18 protein-coding genes are annotated in these 16758 nt (G+C 72.5%); 16 read left to right on the plus strand and 2 right to left on the minus strand.

What is annotated here, in order from left to right; genetic code table 11:
* Positions 1-40 precede the first annotated feature (40 nt).
* The 3 genes from ACFWBD_RS09790 (at position 41) to ACFWBD_RS09800 (ending at position 3094) form a co-directional block, all read left to right on the plus strand.
* Positions 41-547, plus strand: a complete 507-nt coding sequence (locus ACFWBD_RS09790; RefSeq protein WP_385665139.1) for a MarR family winged helix-turn-helix transcriptional regulator — start codon at positions 41-43, stop codon at positions 545-547.
* 190 nt (positions 548-737) lie between these two features.
* Entirely contained in the window at positions 738-2852 is a 2115-nt protein-coding gene (locus ACFWBD_RS09795; RefSeq protein ID WP_385665142.1) for an MMPL family transporter, read from the plus strand.
* 74 nt (positions 2853-2926) lie between these two features.
* A complete protein-coding gene (locus tag ACFWBD_RS09800; RefSeq protein WP_199920247.1) occupies positions 2927-3094 on the plus strand; it encodes a hypothetical protein in 168 nt (55 codons plus the stop codon).
* Between the two features lie 61 nt (positions 3095-3155).
* Here ACFWBD_RS09800 and ACFWBD_RS09805 read toward each other — a convergent pair whose 3' ends face one another.
* Positions 3156-4073: a LysR family transcriptional regulator gene (locus tag ACFWBD_RS09805; RefSeq protein WP_385665145.1), complete on the minus strand. Its 918-nt coding sequence runs from the start codon at positions 4071-4073 to the stop codon at positions 3156-3158.
* Positions 4074-4216: 143 nt separating this feature from the next.
* Between ACFWBD_RS09805 and ACFWBD_RS09810 the strand changes: the two genes are divergently transcribed.
* The 6 genes from ACFWBD_RS09810 to ACFWBD_RS09835 all read left to right on the plus strand — a co-directional run bounded on the left by ACFWBD_RS09810 (position 4217) and on the right by ACFWBD_RS09835 (position 9556).
* Positions 4217-4294 (plus strand): putative leader peptide, encoded by a 78-nt coding sequence (locus ACFWBD_RS09810; protein WP_350786652.1) that lies wholly within the window; start codon positions 4217-4219, stop codon positions 4292-4294.
* 420 nt (positions 4295-4714) lie between these two features.
* Positions 4715-5269, plus strand: a complete 555-nt coding sequence (gene ssuE / locus ACFWBD_RS09815; protein ID WP_385665147.1) for an NADPH-dependent FMN reductase — start codon at positions 4715-4717, stop codon at positions 5267-5269.
* Between the two features lie 7 nt (positions 5270-5276).
* Entirely contained in the window at positions 5277-6461 is a 1185-nt protein-coding gene (locus ACFWBD_RS09820) for an SfnB family sulfur acquisition oxidoreductase (RefSeq protein WP_385665150.1), read from the plus strand.
* A 99-nt stretch (positions 6462-6560) separates the two neighbouring features.
* Positions 6561-7706: an LLM class flavin-dependent oxidoreductase gene (locus ACFWBD_RS09825; RefSeq protein ID WP_385665153.1), complete on the plus strand. Its 1146-nt coding sequence runs from the start codon at positions 6561-6563 to the stop codon at positions 7704-7706.
* A 110-nt stretch (positions 7707-7816) separates the two neighbouring features.
* Positions 7817-8257, plus strand: coding sequence for a peptidoglycan-binding protein (locus ACFWBD_RS09830; protein ID WP_385665155.1), 441 nt, complete (start codon positions 7817-7819; stop codon positions 8255-8257).
* Between the two features lie 228 nt (positions 8258-8485).
* Entirely contained in the window at positions 8486-9556 is a 1071-nt protein-coding gene (locus ACFWBD_RS09835; RefSeq protein WP_385665157.1) for a hypothetical protein, read from the plus strand.
* 22 nt (positions 9557-9578) lie between these two features.
* On the opposite strand, the gene ACFWBD_RS09840 is transcribed toward ACFWBD_RS09835, so the two are convergent.
* Positions 9579-10607, minus strand: a complete 1029-nt coding sequence (locus ACFWBD_RS09840; protein ID WP_385665160.1) for an acyl-CoA dehydrogenase family protein — start codon at positions 10605-10607, stop codon at positions 9579-9581.
* A 97-nt stretch (positions 10608-10704) separates the two neighbouring features.
* Here ACFWBD_RS09840 and ACFWBD_RS09845 point away from each other — a divergent pair, with 97 nt between their 5' ends.
* The 7 genes from ACFWBD_RS09845 (at position 10705) to ACFWBD_RS09875 (ending at position 16573) form a co-directional block, all read left to right on the plus strand.
* On the plus strand, positions 10705-11055 hold the full coding sequence (locus ACFWBD_RS09845) for a YciI family protein (protein ID WP_385665163.1): 351 nt from the start codon (positions 10705-10707) through the stop codon (positions 11053-11055).
* Complete coding sequence (locus ACFWBD_RS09850; RefSeq protein ID WP_385665165.1) at positions 11055-12266, plus strand: RNA polymerase sigma factor; 1212 nt, start codon at positions 11055-11057, stop codon at positions 12264-12266. The genes ACFWBD_RS09845 and ACFWBD_RS09850 overlap by 1 nt, the downstream gene beginning before the upstream one ends.
* 156 nt (positions 12267-12422) lie before the next feature.
* Positions 12423-13748, plus strand: a complete 1326-nt coding sequence (locus ACFWBD_RS09855; protein WP_385665168.1) for an aldehyde dehydrogenase family protein — start codon at positions 12423-12425, stop codon at positions 13746-13748.
* Between the two features lie 259 nt (positions 13749-14007).
* Positions 14008-14172 (plus strand): hypothetical protein, encoded by a 165-nt coding sequence (locus ACFWBD_RS09860; RefSeq protein WP_160160046.1) that lies wholly within the window; start codon positions 14008-14010, stop codon positions 14170-14172.
* Positions 14169-14735, plus strand: coding sequence for a sigma-70 family RNA polymerase sigma factor (locus ACFWBD_RS09865; protein ID WP_385665170.1), 567 nt, complete (start codon positions 14169-14171; stop codon positions 14733-14735). The genes ACFWBD_RS09860 and ACFWBD_RS09865 overlap by 4 nt, the downstream gene beginning before the upstream one ends.
* Complete coding sequence (locus ACFWBD_RS09870; protein WP_385665172.1) at positions 14732-15598, plus strand: hypothetical protein; 867 nt, start codon at positions 14732-14734, stop codon at positions 15596-15598. The genes ACFWBD_RS09865 and ACFWBD_RS09870 overlap by 4 nt, the downstream gene beginning before the upstream one ends.
* A gap of 54 nt (positions 15599-15652) precedes the next feature.
* Complete coding sequence (locus tag ACFWBD_RS09875; protein WP_385665175.1) at positions 15653-16573, plus strand: aldo/keto reductase; 921 nt, start codon at positions 15653-15655, stop codon at positions 16571-16573.
* Positions 16574-16758: the final 185 nt, after the last annotated feature.

Consider the following 16758-nt stretch of genomic DNA (forward strand, 5'->3'; position numbering starts at 1 on the left):
GCACGAACGAGTGATCGCGGACGGCGACTACGCTGGTCCCGTGGCCACAGCGAACGACCGTGAGGGGCGGGTGCCGGGACAGCCGTCCGAGGCGTCCGGGACGCCTGCCGACCTGCACGCCTTCGCGGTTCGGCTGCGGCGGATGAACGGCGAGATCAACCGGCTGGCGCACGGGTTCGCGGGCGATCAGGGGCTGCACGCGACGGACGTCCAGGCGCTCGCCGCGATCCTGGACGCGGAGGGGCCGATGACCCCGAAGCGGCTGCGCGAGCATCTCGGGCTCACCTCCGGCGCCGTCACCGCGTGTGTGGACCGGCTGGAGCGTGCGGGGCACATCCGCCGGGTCCGGGAGAGCGCCGACCGCAGGGTGGTCCACCTGTACTACGAGGCCGATGCCCGGTCGGTGGCCCGCACCTACTTCCGGCCGCTGGCCGAGGCGACCTCGGCCGCGCGCTCGCGGTTCACCGAGGAGGAACTGTCGGTGGTGCTGCGCTTCCTCACGGCGATGGGTGAGGAACTCTCCGGGATCACCGCTCCCGGGCGCTGAAAGAGCCGCGGTCCGTCGCATCCGGGGACCGGCCGAGCGCAGAAGGACAGGCAGCGTCTACGATCACTCGGCGGCAACCTACTCAATCATTGAGATTGTTTGTTGTCGATATACCTGTGCCGTCGAGCTACCCGTGCCGCTGCCCGAGCCCTTTCAGAGCCCTTCCGAGCCCCTTCTGAGCTGGAGAACGATGTCCACCACCCCCCGACGCGCCCGCTGGCTCGTCCCGGTCCTCCTCGTCTTCGTATGGCTCGGCGTCGGCGGTGTCCTCGGCCCCTACGCCGGCCGGCTCGGCGAGGTAGCCACCAACGACCAGGCCGCCTTCCTGCCGCGCAGCGCCGAGTCGACGGAGGTCATCGCCGCGCAACGCGCCTTCCGGCAGAACGAGACGCTCCCGGCGATCGTCGTCTGGACCGAGGACGCCGAGGCCGGAGCCGGCGGGACCGCCATCGAGGGCCGGCTGGACGCCGCCGGCCAGGCCCTCGACTCCCTCGCCGCCGACCGGAGTGTGGCCGGTGACGTGTCGCCCGCGCTGCTCTCCGAGGACGGGGAGGCCATAGAGGGCGTGGTGCCCCTGCGCCCCGATCTCGGGGACGACCTCGCCCCCACCTTCGACCGGATCCGCGCCGCCGCCGAACGCGTCCCCGGCGCGACGGTCCAGCTGGCCGGACCGGCCGCGACCCGGGCCGACCTGTCCGACGCCTTCGCCGGCATCGACGGACTGCTGCTCGGCGTCGCGCTGGCCACCGTCCTCGTCATCCTGCTGCTCGTGTACCGCAGCGTGCTGCTCCCGCTGGTGATCATCCTCGGCGCGGTCTTCGCCCTCGGCCTCGCCTGCGCGGTCGTGTACGCGCTCGCCGACCACGACGTGGTGCGCGTCGACGGACAGGTCCAGGGCATCCTCTCCATCCTCGTGATCGGCGCCGCCACCGACTACGCCCTGCTGCTCACCGCCCGCTACCGGGAGGAACTCGCCGCGTGCGCCGACCGGTTCGCCGCCGTCACGGCCGCGCTGCGCAAGTCCTGGGGCGCCGTCGTGGCCAGCGCCGCGACCGTCGCCCTGGGGCTGCTCGCCCTGCTGCTCAGCGACCTCACCAACAACCGCGCGCTCGGACCGGTCGGCGCCATCGGCATCGGCTGCGCCGTGCTCAGCGCGCTGACCTTCCTGCCCGCCGTCCTGGTCCTCCTCGGTAGGGCCGCGTACTGGCCCGCCCGTACGACGGCGGGCGGCACGGGCCAAGGCGTCTGGCGGCGTGTCGCCGACCTGGTCGACCGGGCGCCCCGCCGGGTCTGGGCGGTGACGCTCGCCGTCCTGCTGGCCGGGGCCGCCTTCGCCCCGACGCTCGCCTCGAGGGGCGTACCCCTCGACGAGACCTTCGTGAACGACGCCCCCTCCGTCGCCGCGCAGGAGACCCTGGGCCGGCACTTCCCCGGCGGCTCCGGCAACCCCACCGTGGCCGTCGCGGACGCCGGCCGACTGGCGGAGGTCCTCGCCGCGGCCCGGGACACCGAGGGAGTCGCCTCGGCGGCCGGCGCCGGCGCGTCCGGCCGGCCCGGCGGCGAACCCCTGGTGGTCGACGGGCGGGTCCGGGTCGACGTCACCCTCGCCTCCGCCGCGGACGGCGACGCCGCCCTGCGGACCGTGGCGCGCCTGCGCACCTCCCTGCACGCCGTGCCCGGCGCGGACGCCCTCGTGGGCGGCTACACGGCCCAGCGGTACGACACCCTGCGCACCGCCGAACGCGACCGCACCCTCATCGTCCCCGTCGTCCTCGCCATCATCTTCCTCATCCTGACGGCCCTGCTGCGCTCGTTGCTGATGCCCGCCCTGCTGGTGGCCACGGTGGCGCTGAACTTCCTCGCCACCCTGGGTGTCTGCGGTCTGGTGTTCCGGCATGTGTTCGGCTTCGGCGGTACCGATCCGTCCGTGCCGCTGTACGGCTTCGTGTTCCTGGTGGCGCTGGGCGTCGACTACAACATCTTCCTCATGTCCCGGGTGCGTGAGGAGTCCCTGCGGCACGGCGTCCGGGAGGGCGTCCTGCGGGGTCTGGTCACCACCGGAGGCGTCATCACCTCGGCCGGCGTGGTGCTCGCCGCCACGTTCGCCGCTCTCGGGGTGATCCCGCTGGCCTTCCTCGCCCAGATCGCCTTCATCGTCGCCTTCGGCGTCCTGCTCGACACGCTCGTCGTGCGCTCGCTGCTGGTGCCCGCGCTGGTGCGGGACATCGGCGCCCCCGCCTGGTGGCCGGGACGGCTCGGCCACGGCCGCGCCAGGGCGGGTGACGAGCCGTCGGCACGGGCCTGAACATGATCGCGCCGATCCGGGGCAACGGAAACCCCGGAGAGGTTGTCCGTTTCGCACGGGAGGTGTCTGCCGCTATGGGCGCGAAGGTGTTGGAGCGGTTCCCCGCAGGATCCCCGCGAGGATCGTGGCCGGCGGAGGAGTACGCGGCGCGGCGGCGGGCCGAGGGGGAGCCCGCGACCGTGGTCATGGACCTGAAGTCGGATGCCTTCCTCGTCGTGGTCCCGCTCGGCGACGAGGACTGATCCCCCGCGGGCAGGCGCGGCCCGGGCACGGCGGGACGGTGGCCCCGGTAGGTTCCCGTCCCTACGGCGCCTCGGGCGTCGCGCTCAGCGTCCGTGCCGTCCGCACGAAGACCTCGTGCAGGTCCCGCGCGGCCTGGGGTACGGATTCCGCCCGCCGCCGTTGCAGCATCAGCAGCACCCGTGTCGTGTCGCCGCTGATCGGCCGGTGGGTGAGCGCCCCGAGCCGCTCCAGCGGATCGCCCATCACACTGAAGTCGGGCAGGACCGTCGCGCCCAGCCCCTCGGCCACCATCAGCTTGCCCATCTCCGCCCCGTCGGTGGAGTACGCGAAGGACAGGCCACGCCCGTCGAGCAGCCGATGGACATAGCGATGCATGACATAGCCCGACCGCATCCCGATCAGCGGTACGCCGAGCAGGTCGTCCACCGAGACCGACGGGGCCGAGGCCAGCGGGCTGTCCGGCCGCACGCACACCACCGGCCGGCCGCGCAGCAACTCGGTCGACTCGAACTCGGCGGGCACGTCGTCGCCCTCCAGATGGTTGACCAGGCCGAGGTCGAACCCGCCCTCCAGCAGGAGCCGGTGGATGTCGGTCTGCTGGGCGCCCACCACCTCCACCTGGGTGACGGGATGCGCGGCGCGGAACTCCCGGACCACCGGGATGAGCAGCGGTACGGTCGCCGCGTTCACCGTGCCGACCCGCACCATCCGGCTGATCCGGTGCTGCTCGCCCGCCGCCGAGCGGAGCCGGTCCACCGCGTCCAGCACCCCGATGATGTGCGGCAGGAGTTCCCGGCCCGACGCGCTCATGGTGGCACCGGACCGCTTGCGCTCCAGGAGGTCCACCCCGAGTTCCCGCTCCAGGTTCCGCACGGTCTCGCTCAACGCGGGCTGGGACAGCCGTAGTTCCTCTGCGGCCCGACGCAGCGAACCGAGCCGGGTGACCGCCGCGATGTATTCCAGCTGTTCCGTACGCACGACGGAAGAATGCGGGCTCACCGGACCCCTGTTCAAGGGTTTCCCTGTCACACCTTCGTGAAATTCAATGGTCCGCGATACGAGACCGGTCGGGTTTGCCTTGACTGCTGTCGCGGGCGGCTGCCACGATCGGGGACATGAAGATGCGACTGGACCTCACGCGGCGACGCCATGTCGACCTCGCGCGCGTCTCCAGCGCCTCCTGTTGCGCCGCGGCCTGATCACCTCCCCGCCATCCGCCGCGCTTTTCCTTTTCCCCGCCTGAATTCACCGTGCCCGCCCACCTCCTGGCGTCCGCACCCCCGTCGGCGCCGGCGCGCCCCGTGAATTCGGTGTGCCCGAAAGAATCCGCACCAGGAGTTCCGGATGCCTGCCGCGCCCGTGAAATTCGCCTACCGGGTCCTCGATGTCAGCGGGGGGCTCGTCACCAGCAGGACCGAGCAGCGCACACAGGACGAGTTCGTCCCCCCGCATGTCTGACCGCTCCCACACGCTCCACGACCCCGTCGCCCGCGGGCGCCGCGAGGCCGGCCGCCGGGTCCTCGCGGGCGAACTGCCCGAACCCATCTGGTACTCCTGACCGCTCCCACCGGAGCGCCCCGCCCTGCCGGGGTGCCCCGGGCTCCTTCGAAAGAGGACCCATGGCCACCGTCCTGTCCGTCTCCGGCAGCCCTTCCGCCTCCTCCCGCACCGGCCGTCTGCTGCGCCACCTCGACCAGCGGCTCGCCGCCCAGGGTCACGAGGTGATCCCGCTCGACGTCCGTACGATCCCGGCCGAGGCCCTGCTCGGCGCCGACTTCCGCCACCCGGCGATCGTCGAGGCCACCGAGCTCTTCGCGCGCGCCGACGGTGTCGTGGTGGCCACCCCGGTCTACAAGGCGTCCTACTCCGGTGTCCTCAAGGCGCTCCTCGACCTGCTCCCGCAGTACGCGCTCACCGGCAAGACGGTCCTGCCGCTGGCCACCGGCGGCTCCACCGCCCACGTCCTCGCCATCGACTACGCCCTGCGGCCCGTGCTCAACTCCATGGGCGCGGCCCATATCGTGCAGGGCTGGTTCACCCTCGACAAGGACATCACCGCCCACGAGGACGGCTCCATCACGGTCGCCGCGACCGCCACCGAGGCGCTCACCCACGTCCTCGACCAGTTCTCGGCCGCGCTCGGGCGGACGACGTACCTGGCCGCGGCGAGCTGAGCGCACGATGTCAGCCCATGTCATCGCCGACGACGCCGAGGCGCTCGTCGTCGCCGCCTCGCTGGCAGCGGAGTTCCGTGCGGGAGCCTCCGCGCGTGACACCGAACGGCGCCTGCCCCGTGCCGAGTTGGACCGGCTGTCCGTTTCCGGGCTGCTCGCCGTCACCGTTCCCGCCGACCACGGCGGGGCGGACGTGAGCGCCGGGACCCTCGCGGAGATCTTCCGTCTGCTCGGCAGCGCCGACGGCAGCCTCGCCCAGATCCCGCAGAGCCACTTCGCCTATGCCAATGTGATTGGCCGTCAGGGCACGCCGGAGCAACGGAAGTTCTTCTTCGCCGAGCTGCTCGCCGGCCGGCGCTTCGGCAACGCCCAGTCGGAGGCCGGCGGCAAGCACGTCCAGGACATCCGCACCCGCCTGGAGCCTCGGCCGGACGGCTCGTACGTCCTGACCGGCGTCAAGCACTACTCCACCGGCGCGCTCTTCGCCGACTGGATCCCGGTGCTGGCCCGCGCCGAGGGCGACAGGCTGCACGTCGCCTATGTGCCGTCCGACGCGCCCGGCCTCACCGTGGTCGACGACTGGGACGGGCTCGGGCAGCGGACGACGGCCAGCGGCACCGTCCGCCTCGACGGCGTGCCGGTGCCGGGTGACCGTGTCCTGCCGCACCACCTCACCTTCGAGGGGCCACAACTCCACGGTGCGGTAGCCCAGTTGCTGCACTGCGCGATCGACGCGGGGATCGCCGCGGGCGCGCTGGCCGAAGCGGCGGAGTTCGTGCGGACCAGGAGCCGGCCGTGGTTCGAGAGCGGCGTCGAGACGGCCGCCGAGGATCCGCTGCTGATCCAGCGGTTCGGTGAACTCGCCCTGGAGGTGAGGGCGTCGGAGGCACTGCTGCGCGAGGCCGCCCGGTCGGTCGACGCGGCGCGTGCCGATCTCACCGACGACACGGCCGCCGAGGCGTCTCTCGCGGTGGCCGCCGCGAAGGTGCAGGCGGCACGGGCGGCGGTGGAGGTCTCCAGCGCCCTGTTCGAGGTGTCCGGGGCCCGTTCCGCCCTCAACTCGCTCAATCTGCACCGGCATTGGCGCGACGCCCGCACCCACACCCTGCATGATCCGACCCGCTGGAAGATCCAGCACCTCGGACGGTTCGTGCTGAACGGCACCCGGCCGCCGCGCCACGGCCTGCTCTAGCGCGCGACGGACCGCCTCGGACGGGCAGCCGGGCAGCCAGTCCAGCGGACCGGCAGCCCGGCAGACGCACCGACGGACATTCCTGATCGGAGACCCCACGTGTCCCTCACCTTCCACTGGTTCCTTCCCACCAACGGCGACAGCCGCCATGTCGTCGGCGGTGGACACGGCACCCCCGCCACCGCCTCCGGAAGGGACCGGCCGCCGACGGTCGCCTACCTGAGCCAGATCGCCCGCGCCGCGGAGGACCTCGGCTTCGTGGGCGTGCTCACCCCCACCGGCGCCTGGTGCGAGGACGCCTGGCTGACCACGGCGATGGTCAGCCAGCACACCGAGCGGCTCAAGTTCCTGGTCGCGTTCCGGCCCGGCTTCGTCTCGCCGACGCTCGCCGCACAGATGGCGTCCACGTTCCAGCGGCAGACCGGCGGACGGCTTCTGCTCAATGTGGTCACCGGCGGCGAGAGCCATGAGCAGCGGGCCTACGGCGACTTCCTGGACAAGGACGACCGCTATCGCCGTACCGGTGAATTCCTGCAGATCGTCAGGGAGTTGTGGGAGGGCAAGACCGTCGACCTGGAGGGCGAGCACCTCCGGGTCGAGGACGCGAAGCTGGCCCGGGTGCCGGATCCGGTGCCCGAGGTGTACTTCGGCGGGTCCTCGCCGATCGCCGGCGAGATCGCCGCGAAGTACGTCGACGTCTACCTCACCTGGGGCGAGCCGCCGGCCCAGGTCGCCGAGAAGATCGCCCGGATCCGAGGGCTCGCGGCGAAGCAGGGGCGGACGCTCCGCTTCGGCATCCGGCTCCATGTCATCACCCGGGACACCTCGGAGGAGGCCTGGGCGGAGGCGGACCGGCTGCTGGCCGGGTTCGACGCGGAGACCGTGCGGTCCGTCCAGGCCGGGCTGGCGCGCAGCGAGTCCGAGGGACAGCAGCGGATGCTCGCGCTGCACGGCGGCGGCAGCCGGGACGGGCTGGAGATCCATCCCGGCCTGTGGGCCGGGATCGGTCTGGTCCGTGGCGGCGCGGGCACCGCGCTGGTGGGCAGCCACGCGGAGGTCGCCGCGCTGATCAAGGAGTACGCGGCCCTGGGGATCGAGGAGTTCGTGCTGTCCGGGTACCCGCATCTGGAAGAGGCGTACTGGTTCGGGGAGGGCGTGCTGCCCAGGCTGGCCGGGGAGGGGCTGTGGCGGCATCCGTTCCGAACCGGGGGCGCTCCCTCGGCGCAGGTGCCGTTCACGAGCTGAGGAATGCGTTCCGCCGCACGGATGCCGGAATTCAATGAATATTCAACTGGCCGTCGTGCGGCCGTTTTTCCCGTGTCGAAATCTTCTCGATCCGTCACTAGCATGGACGTATGAACGCGACACCGGACTTCTATGTGGTGAGGGAGGGCGACTCGCTCTCCGAAATCGCGGCCATGTTCCATGTGACACTGGCCCAGGTCAGAAAGTGGAATCCCCAGATCAAGAATCCGAACCTGATTCACCCGGGACAACGGGTCCGCGTCACGGAGCCGGTCGTGGTGCCGGTCGACGACGACGAGCCCTTCCCGGGCAAGGACTTCTTCCAGTCGTCCGTGAGCAGCCCGATCATCGAGGTCATGGGCTGGCGCCTCATCGAGGAGGGCTGCTCGGCGTATCCCGACGAGCCCGACCTCCAGTGGAGCGAGGCCGACCGGAGGTCCTACGCCAAGTGGCAGCAGAAAATCGGCTTCCACGGCAGCGACGCCGACGGCATTCCCGGGCGGAGTTCGTGGGAGAAACTCCATGTACCCGCTCTCCACATGAGTGAATAGCCCGCCCACGGCGCTGACGAAGGAAGGTCGGCAATGGGCATTTCCCTGGCGGCCGGGGACAGTACCCGGGGCAGTGCCCGACGCCTCGCTCTCGGATCGCGCACCGGGCCACCGCGGTCGCGATGGCGGGCCCTGGCGAAAGCGCGACTCGCCTGTCTCGAGGTACAGCTGAGACGAGAGGAGACCAGGCGGCCGTGCGACGACTGCCGCAGGGCCTACCTCGACGGCGTGGAAGGTCATCTCGACAAGGCCCGTTCCGCGGCCGACGAGGAGTTCGGGTGGCGGCGGCCCTGGTCCGGCTCGATCGCCCGTGAAGGCGTCTGGTCGAATCTGCGCGGCGCCGACGTGCTGCTGCTCCGACTGGTGCCCGACGCGGAGGCCGTCGGCCGCGCCAGCGAGGTCATGGCGCTGGTCGAGCGGCATCTGACCCAGGGCGACCCCCGGCGCGTCAGGCTCGCCCAACGGATCCGGCACATCGTCTCCGGCGAGCTGACGCCGGGCGACCGCGAACTGCTGGCCCGGGCGCTCGACAGCGCGTACAGCAACCTGGACGCCGAACTGGCCCGGGTCCGGAGCCTGCGCAACATGCTCTGGACCGCGACGCTCCTCGTCCTCGTCGGCGTGGCGGGCCTTGCGCTCTACGGCTGGCTGGACCCCCGCTCGCTCAGCCTGTGTTTCGCGCCCAAGGCCAGTGCGGGTGACCCGAACCAGATGCACGTCGTCTGCCCCAGCGCGGAGTACCACGACATGACGGCGAACACCGTCCCCAGCGACCTCGCCCGGCCGCAGGACATCCTCACGGTCGAGATCGCCGGGCTGGTCGGCGCCGCACTCACCGTCATCGCCTCGCTGCGCCGCATCCGGGGCACCAGCGCCCCCTACATGCTCCCGCTGGCGTCGGCGGTGCTGAAGTTCCCGACCGGCGCCCTGTCGGCCTTCCTCGGGGTGCTGCTGATCAGAGGCGCCTTCGTGCCCGGGCTCAGCGACCTGGACAGCAGGGCGCAGGTTCTCGCCTGGGCCGCGGTCTTCGGCGCCGCCCAGCACCTGGTGACCCGTCTGGTCGACGACCGGGCGCAGTTGACCCTGTCGGAGGTGGGCGGACCGACCGGAGAGGCGGGCGACCGGGAGAAGGCCGCCGTCATGGAGGAGGACGGGCCCGGGCAGGCCGGTACGAGTGGACCACCGGCTGCCGGGCAGCGGGCCGGCGCCGGATCCCCGGGTGGCCCTGGCGAGCACCCGGACGGCGGCCCGGTGGAGGAGACGACGGTGACGCGACCCGGAGGGGAAGCCGGCCGGTGAACCGGAGCGGGGGCGTGCGCCGTCAGCCGGTCAGCGCGTCGAGGTGAGCCGCCCGTGACTCCCGCGTCTGGGCCTGGACCATGAGGAACAGGGCCTCCCTGGCGAGGCGTTGGGCCCTGTTCGTCAGCAGCATCGAGCGGCCGCCGCCGGTCACCACCGCTGCCGTGGTCGCCGCCCGCAGCACCTCGGAGGCCTGTGTCCGCAGGGCCAGGCGGTCCGCCATGTGCTCCTGCGGCGCCGCACCGTCGGCCAGCGCGTAGGCCCGGGTGCGGACCTCTGTGAGACGGGCGCGCAGTGGGTGCGCCGTGTCCTCGTCCAGCAGGGTCAGGGCCGCCTGCGTGAGACCGAAGACGGCAGGGTTGGCGTTCACCGTCTTGATCCGGTCCGCCGCCGCCCAGCGCTCGTGCGGGGTGCGCAGCGCGACCGCCTCCTCCGGGAGCCACAAACCGTCCAGTGTCAGGGAGACCGTGCGGGCCGCGGTGAGGGCGGCGAGGCGCATCGGGGCCGAGGCCCGCAGGCCCGGCTGTTCCCGCGCCTCGGTGAAGGCGAACAGGACCTCGCCGGATTCGGTGACTCCGGCGAGGAGCAGCAGATCGTTCAGGCCCCACCCCGTGTACCAGGGGACACTTCCCTCGAAGCGCCAGCCGGCCCGCTCGGGGGTGACCCGGACGGGGACGCGCGGATACGCCCGCAGGTGCGCGTACGCGACTCCCGACAGCAGCTCACCGGTCGCCAGCGGGCCCAGCAGGCGCTCGCGCACCGGACCCTCGCTGCCGGCCAGCGTCAGTACCGGCGTGTGGTGCTGCGCCTGCACGAACCAGGTCGAGCAGCACGCCCCGGCCAGGATCTCCGCCGTCTCGCGCACCACCGCGCCGGGTGCCGCTGCCCCGCCGTACTCCTTCGGCGCGTTCAGCCCGAGCAGGCCCGAGCGCCGGATCTGCGCGAGGTGGCTCGCGGGAACCTCTTCCTGGTCCACCTGTTCGGCGTGCGGGGCGAGGAGATCGTCCGCGAGGCTGCGGGCGCGGATGACGAGGGGGTGCGGTGCGGTCATGGGCGGGATTCTTCCGGTTGCGTGGAGCGGGGTGTCGATCCGGGGGACCTCCGTTCGTGTAGGAGGTGACAAAACGGCACGAGACCTGGAGGACGTCGTGAAGTACTACCTGCTCAGCGTGATCACGCCCAGCGAGGGCGAGCCGCCGTCGGCCGAGGGGATGGCGGAGATCAACCGCAACCTCGAGACGTTCCACCGGGAGCTGCGCGAGGCCGACGCCTGGGTGTTCGCCGGCGGGCTGCACGGACCGGAGACCGCCACCGTGCTGCGGCCGGGCGCCGACGACGTCCTCGTCACGGACGGGCCGTACGCCGAGGGCAAGGAGTACCTCGGCGGGATCTGCCTGATCAAGGCGCCGGACCTCGACGCAGCCCTGCACTGGGGCCGGCGGGCGACCTGGGCCACCACCCTTCCCATCGAGGTGCGGCCCTTCATGGGCGAGGCCTGATGCCCCTGGACGTCGAGGCCGTGTTCCGCGCGGAGTACGGCCGGGCCGTCGCCGTCCTGGTCCGTTTCCTCGGCGACATCGACCTCGCCGAGGAGGCGGTCCAGGACGCCTTCACCACGGCCGTCGGACGCTGGCCGCAGACCGGTGTGCCGCCGAGCCCGGCCGGCTGGATCATCACCACCGCCCGCAACCGGGCCGTCGACCGGCTGCGCCGCGAGTCCACCCGGGATGCCAGGCACGCCGAGGCCTCTCTGCTGTACGCCGCCGGGCCACCCGCGGAGGAGGGCCCCGTGCGCGACGACCGGCTCCGCCTGATCTTCACCTGCTGCCACCCCTCGCTGGCGCCGCAGGCGCAGGTCGCCCTGACCCTGCGCCTCCTCGGCGGACTCACCACCGCCCGGCTCGCCCGCGCCTTCCTCGTCCCCGAGCCGACCATGGCCCAGCGACTGGTCCGCGCCAAGGCGAAGATCCGGGACGCGCGCATCCCGTACCGCGTGCCGCGCGACGCCGACCTGCCCGACCGGCTGAAGGGCGTGCTCGCCGTCGTCTACCTGATCTTCAACGAGGGGTACGGGGGCGACCCGGGCCTGTGCGCCGAGGCCCTGCGCCTCGGTCGGCTCCTCACCGAGCTGATGCCGGACGAGCCCGAGGCCACCGGACTGCTGGCACTGATGCTGCTCGTCCACTCCCGCCGGACCGCGCGGGAGGACGCCGACGGCACGCTCGTACCGCTGCCCGAGCAGGACCGCGGCCGATGGGACCGGGACCTGGTCACCGAGGGGCAGTCGCTCGTCCGCCGCTGTCTGCGCCGCAACCGGCCCGGGCCGTACCAGGTCCAGGCCGCGATCCAGGCCGTCCACTGCGACGCGCCGACCGCCGCCGACACCGACTGGCGGCAGATCCTGCGCCTGTACGACCAGCTCATGGAGCTCGCCCCGGGCCCGGTCGTGGCTCTGAACCGGGCCGTCGCCGTGGCGGAGACGGAAGGGCCGGGCCGGGCCCTCGACCTCGTCGACGCGCTGGACCTCGACGACTATCACGTCCGGCACGCAGTCCGCGCCGACCTGCTGCGCCGCCTGGGCCGGGTCACGGAGGCCGCGGCGGCCTACGAGGCGGCCCTCGCGCTGAGCGAGAGCCCGGCGGAACGGGCCTTCCTCGACCGGCGCAGGCGCGCGCTCGCCTCAGGCGGCGGTGAGGCGCCGGTGAAGTAGTTCGCGTCCCGGGGAATGTATTTTGGTGCATGAAAGGTTGGCATATACATCGAGCTCGTCACTCGCACCGAGGCCGAGCCGACTCCCACCCAGGCCGAGCCGACCGCTCGCACCGAGACCCAGGGCCGTAAGGCCCGCGCACCCCAGTGAGGCACCGTGACCACCGCCGCCACTCCCGAGCAGCCCGCCGACGTCGTAGCCCGGCTGCGCGCCACGTTCCGCACCGGCCGCACCAAGCCCGTCGCCTGGCGCACGGAGCAGCTGAGCCGCCTGCGCGAGCTGCTCACGGAGCGGGGCGCCGACCTGGCCGACGCCCTCCGCGCCGACCTGGGCAAGAGCTCCACCGAGGCGTACCGCACCGAGATCGACTTCACGGTCCGGGAGATCGACCACACCCTCGATCACCTGGACGCGTGGCTGCGCCCCGAGTCCGCCCCGGTCCCGGCCCACCTCGGCGCCGACGCCACCGCGTGGACGCAGTTCGACCCGCTCGGCGTCGTCCTCGTCATCGCGCCCTGGAACTACCCCGCCCAGCTTCTGCTCGCCCCGCTGGTCGGCGCCCTCGCCGCCGGCAACGCGGTGGTCGTCAAGCCCAGTGAGCTCGCGCCCGCCACCTCCGCCGCGCTGGCCCTGTTGCTGCCGGCGTATCTCGACACCGACGCGGTCGCCGTCGTCGAGGGCGGGATCCCGGAGACCACCGCCCTGCTGGCCGAGCGCTTCGACCACATCTTCTACACCGGCAACGGCACCGTCGGACGCGTCGTCCTGCGCGCCGCCGCCGAGCACCTCACCCCCGTCACCCTCGAACTCGGCGGCAAGTCCCCGGCGTTCGTCGACCGGGACGCCGATCTCTCCGTCGTCGCCGACCGGTTGGCCCGCGGCAAGTTCCTCAACGCCGGCCAGACCTGTGTCGCCCCCGACTACGTCCTCACCGACCCGGAGACGGCCGCCGCCCTCGAACCCCTGCTGACCCGCGCGGTCGAGACGCTCTACGGCGCCGACCCGCAGACCTCGGGCGCCTACGGTCGCATCATCAACGAACGTCACTTCGACCGGCTCGCCGCTCTGCTCGACTCCGGCCGGATCGTGGTCGGCGGCGGCGCCGACCGTACGGACAGGTACCTCGCGCCCACCGTCCTCGCCGACGTCGACCCCGGGTCGCCCGTCATGCGGGAGGAGATCTTCGGCCCGATCCTGCCGATCGTCACCGTCGACGGCCTGGACGAGGCGATCGCCTTCATCAACGACCGTGACAAGCCCCTCGCCCTGTACGTGTTCACCGAGTCCGGCGACACCCGGGGCCGCATCGCCGCCGAGACGTCTTCCGGCGGCCTCGGCTACGGCCTGCCGCTGGCTCATCTCACCGTCTCCGACCTGCCGTTCGGCGGGGTGGGCGAGAGCGGGATGGGCAACTACCACGGCCGCTACTCCATCGAGACGTTCAGCCACCGCAAGGCGGTGCTGGAGAAGCCGCTGCACTGAACGGCGCGAGACGTGGGCAGCTGGCGCAAACGGGCGAAAACGGACGTGAGTGGGCGGAAGTAGCCCGCCAAGCGGCGGCCAGGGAGCGGGTATTGGCCCGGAACGGCACGGTCCGTAGTCCGAAACGACCAATTCCATCGGACTTTCGAATCCGGAGTGCACGAAACGGCACCGCCGGACGCCGTGGAGGCAGAAGGTGTGACCGATGCCTTCCGGGGCCCCTGAGCCCCGCACCGCCAGCGGAAGGACCGAAGGGTCCGTGAACGACCAGTTCGAACAGCTCGCCCGCGACGTGGCGTTGTCCGTGCTAGCCCTCCGGGTCTTCGGGCCCGGCGTCCTCACCCTCGCGCGCCGGTTCGTCGCCGCACTCGTGCGGGTGGGCGTCCGGGAGATGGACCACCGGCTCCCGGGGGGCGATCGGTGACCCAGGAGGAGTTGCGACCCGCGGGGAACCCGCGGGCGCCGGAGAAGCTGCCCCTGGACTTCAGCGCCTTCCACCGGATGCACCGCCCGCGCTACGTCCGTGAGGCCGAGCGCTGTCTGCGCTGCCGGGCTGACGCCGAGGAGGCCGTGGACGAGGCGTTCGTCCAGATCGCCCGGCAGTGGCCGCGGATACTGCGCGCCGAGAACCCCGCCGCCTACGCCTGGCGGGTGATGAAGAACCGTGTCATCGACCACGCCCGGGCCCGTGGCCGGCGCGCCACGCTGATCGACACGGCCGTCTTCGAGACGGTCACCCTCCAGGGCGCCGAGGACGCCTTCGAGGTGATCGAGCAGAACCTGCGGCTGTTCCGGGCGATCTCCGCCCTCCCCGAGCGCCAGCGGGACGTCATCCGGCTGCGCTACTGCGAGTGCTACAGCACCGCCGACGTGGCGTTCCAGCTGGGGATCACCGAGGCCGGGGTGCGGTCCACCGAACGCTATGCCAAACGCCGGCTGCGGGAGATCTACACAGCGTGCGCCGAGGAGGAGGCGGAGCGGTCATGACCTTCGACACCGCGAGCGACATCGACACCCTGCTGGCGGGGGCGCGCCTGATGCCCACGGCCCCCTACAGCCGCTCGGACATCGAGGCCGCGGAGGCCCGGATCGCCGCCCGGGTCGCGGCGGGCGGTTGCGACGAGCCCACGGCGCGGGTGTGCCCGCAGCGCGCCGCGGCGGCCCGCGGGCGCTCTCGGGTGCACCCCGCGGCCCGGGACCTCAGAGCGCTCTGCGAGGCGCTGCTGACCCGCCCCGGGGCCCTGAAGGGCCTCGGCAACTTCCTCGGCAGCTCCCTGCCCGAGCCCTCCGGCGCACGGATCCTCGGCAGCCTCCTCTACCTCGCCGACTGCGAGGACAGCGCCCGCTTCTGGTGGCAGTACGGTGCCGGGGCCTCCGACACCGTCTCCTCGTACTGCCTCTACCTCCACCACCGCTCGATGGGGGAGGACGAGGAGGCCGACTGGTGGCTGCGTCACACGGAGATCACCCCCGCCACGCTGAGCCGGGAGGCCACCGAACTGGAGATCGCCACCGCCCTGCATGTGCTCAGCGGTCTGCGCCGCGGTGGGAGAGGACTGCCCGAGGCGTTGCGGGCCCTGGTGGAGTACGTGCCGGCCGTGGTCGGCTTCGTCGACGACGACCTCGAACTGCCGCTTCCCGACGGGGATCTGGCCGAGATCGTGGAAGAGGTCGTCGCCCATGGCGCGCCGCCCGCCAAGGAGCGACGCCGCGCCAGGTCCGGCGCGCTGCCCGAACGCCGGGAGCCGACCGTGCACACCGTGTCCTCGGCCACCCCCCGCACGGCCCGGCACTGGAGCCGCGACGTCCAGGAGGCGCTGCGCAAGTGCGAGGAGACCGTGGCCTGTTGAGGGCCCGCGTCGCCGGCTCGGACCGGTGCCCGCGGTGCGTGCGAGACTGCCCGGATGACCTCCGGAACGATCACCGCGGATGCCGCGGGCACCTGGGACATCGGCGGCCTGACGGTCGGCCGCATCGGCTTCGGCACGATGCGGCTGACCGGCAGCGCGGCCTTCCACCTCGGCACACCGAGCGACCGCGGCCGGTCCATAGCCGTCCTGCGGCGAGCGATCGACCTCGGCGTCGACCACATCGACACCGCCGCCTTCTACTTCTCCGCCCTCCGCTCCGCCAACGAGCTCATCAACAGCGCGCTCTCCCCGTACCCGGAAGACCTGCTCATCGCCACCAAGGTCGGCCCCTTCCGCGACTGCTCGGGGGAGTGGGGCACTTCGGCCCGCCCCGAGGACCTGCGCGGCCATGTCGAGGAGAACCTGCGCCAGCTCGGCCGTGACCACCTCGACCTGGTGTACCTGCGCCGGATGCGGCAGGAATCGATCACCGAGCACTTCGGCGCCCTCGCCGAGCTGCGCGAAGCCGGACTGATCCGCCACCTCGGCATCTCCGACGTCGAACCCCGCCATCTCGCCGAGGCGCAGTCCATCGCCCCCGTGGTCAGCGTGCAGAACCGCTACGGTCTCGGCCACCACGCCCCCGCGACCGAGGAACTCCTGCGCGTCTGCGGCGAACAGGGCGTCGCCTTCGTACCGTTCTTCGCCATCGCCGGCGACGGCGGAGCCCACGGCGCCACCACCGCCCATGACGAGGCGGTGCTCGCCGTCGCCCATGCCCACGGCACGTCCCCCGCCGCTGTCCGCCTCGCCTGGACCCTCGCCCAGGGGCCGCATGTGCTGGCCATTCCGGGCACCGGAGACCCCGGCCACCTCGCGGAGAACGTGGCGGCGGGCGCGCTGCGCCTCACGGCCGAGGAACTGAACCGCCTGAACGCCGCTCACCGCGGCGCCGGTGGGACGCCGGAGAACTGATCCGGCGACGGGTCGGGCGGCTCCGACGGGTCCTGCGGGTTCGACGGCTCGGGCGGGTCCGACGGCTCGGGCGGTCCGACGCCCGACGAGCCCGGCGCGCCGGAGACCGACGCCGACGCCGGCTCGTCCCCGGACCCCACCACTTGTCGGGATCCGGACCTCGCCGTCTGTCGGGATCCGGGCGA

Origin of the sequence: Streptomyces sp. NPDC060002, assembly GCF_042737245.1 — a bacterium.
GTDB lineage: Bacteria > Actinomycetota > Actinomycetes > Streptomycetales > Streptomycetaceae > Streptomyces.

Coding starts and splice junctions, on each gene's coding strand:
- ACFWBD_RS09795 (WP_385665142.1), top strand. CDS start 738: ATGTCCACCACCCCCCGACGCGCCCGCTGGCTCGTCCCGGTCCTCCTC.
- ACFWBD_RS09800 (WP_199920247.1), top strand. CDS start 2,927: ATGGGCGCGAAGGTGTTGGAGCGGTTCCCCGCAGGATCCCCGCGAGGA.
- ACFWBD_RS09830 (WP_385665155.1), top strand. CDS start 7,817: ATGAACGCGACACCGGACTTCTATGTGGTGAGGGAGGGCGACTCGCTC.
- ACFWBD_RS09875 (WP_385665175.1), top strand. CDS start 15,653: ATGACCTCCGGAACGATCACCGCGGATGCCGCGGGCACCTGGGACATC.
- ACFWBD_RS09820 (WP_385665150.1), top strand. CDS start 5,277: ATGTCAGCCCATGTCATCGCCGACGACGCCGAGGCGCTCGTCGTCGCC.
- ACFWBD_RS09850 (WP_385665165.1), top strand. CDS start 11,055: ATGCCCCTGGACGTCGAGGCCGTGTTCCGCGCGGAGTACGGCCGGGCC.
- ACFWBD_RS09810 (WP_350786652.1), top strand. CDS start 4,217: ATGCGACTGGACCTCACGCGGCGACGCCATGTCGACCTCGCGCGCGTC.
- ssuE (WP_385665147.1), top strand. CDS start 4,715: ATGGCCACCGTCCTGTCCGTCTCCGGCAGCCCTTCCGCCTCCTCCCGC.
- ACFWBD_RS09870 (WP_385665172.1), top strand. CDS start 14,732: ATGACCTTCGACACCGCGAGCGACATCGACACCCTGCTGGCGGGGGCG.
- ACFWBD_RS09840 (WP_385665160.1), bottom strand. CDS start 10,607: ATGACCGCACCGCACCCCCTCGTCATCCGCGCCCGCAGCCTCGCGGAC.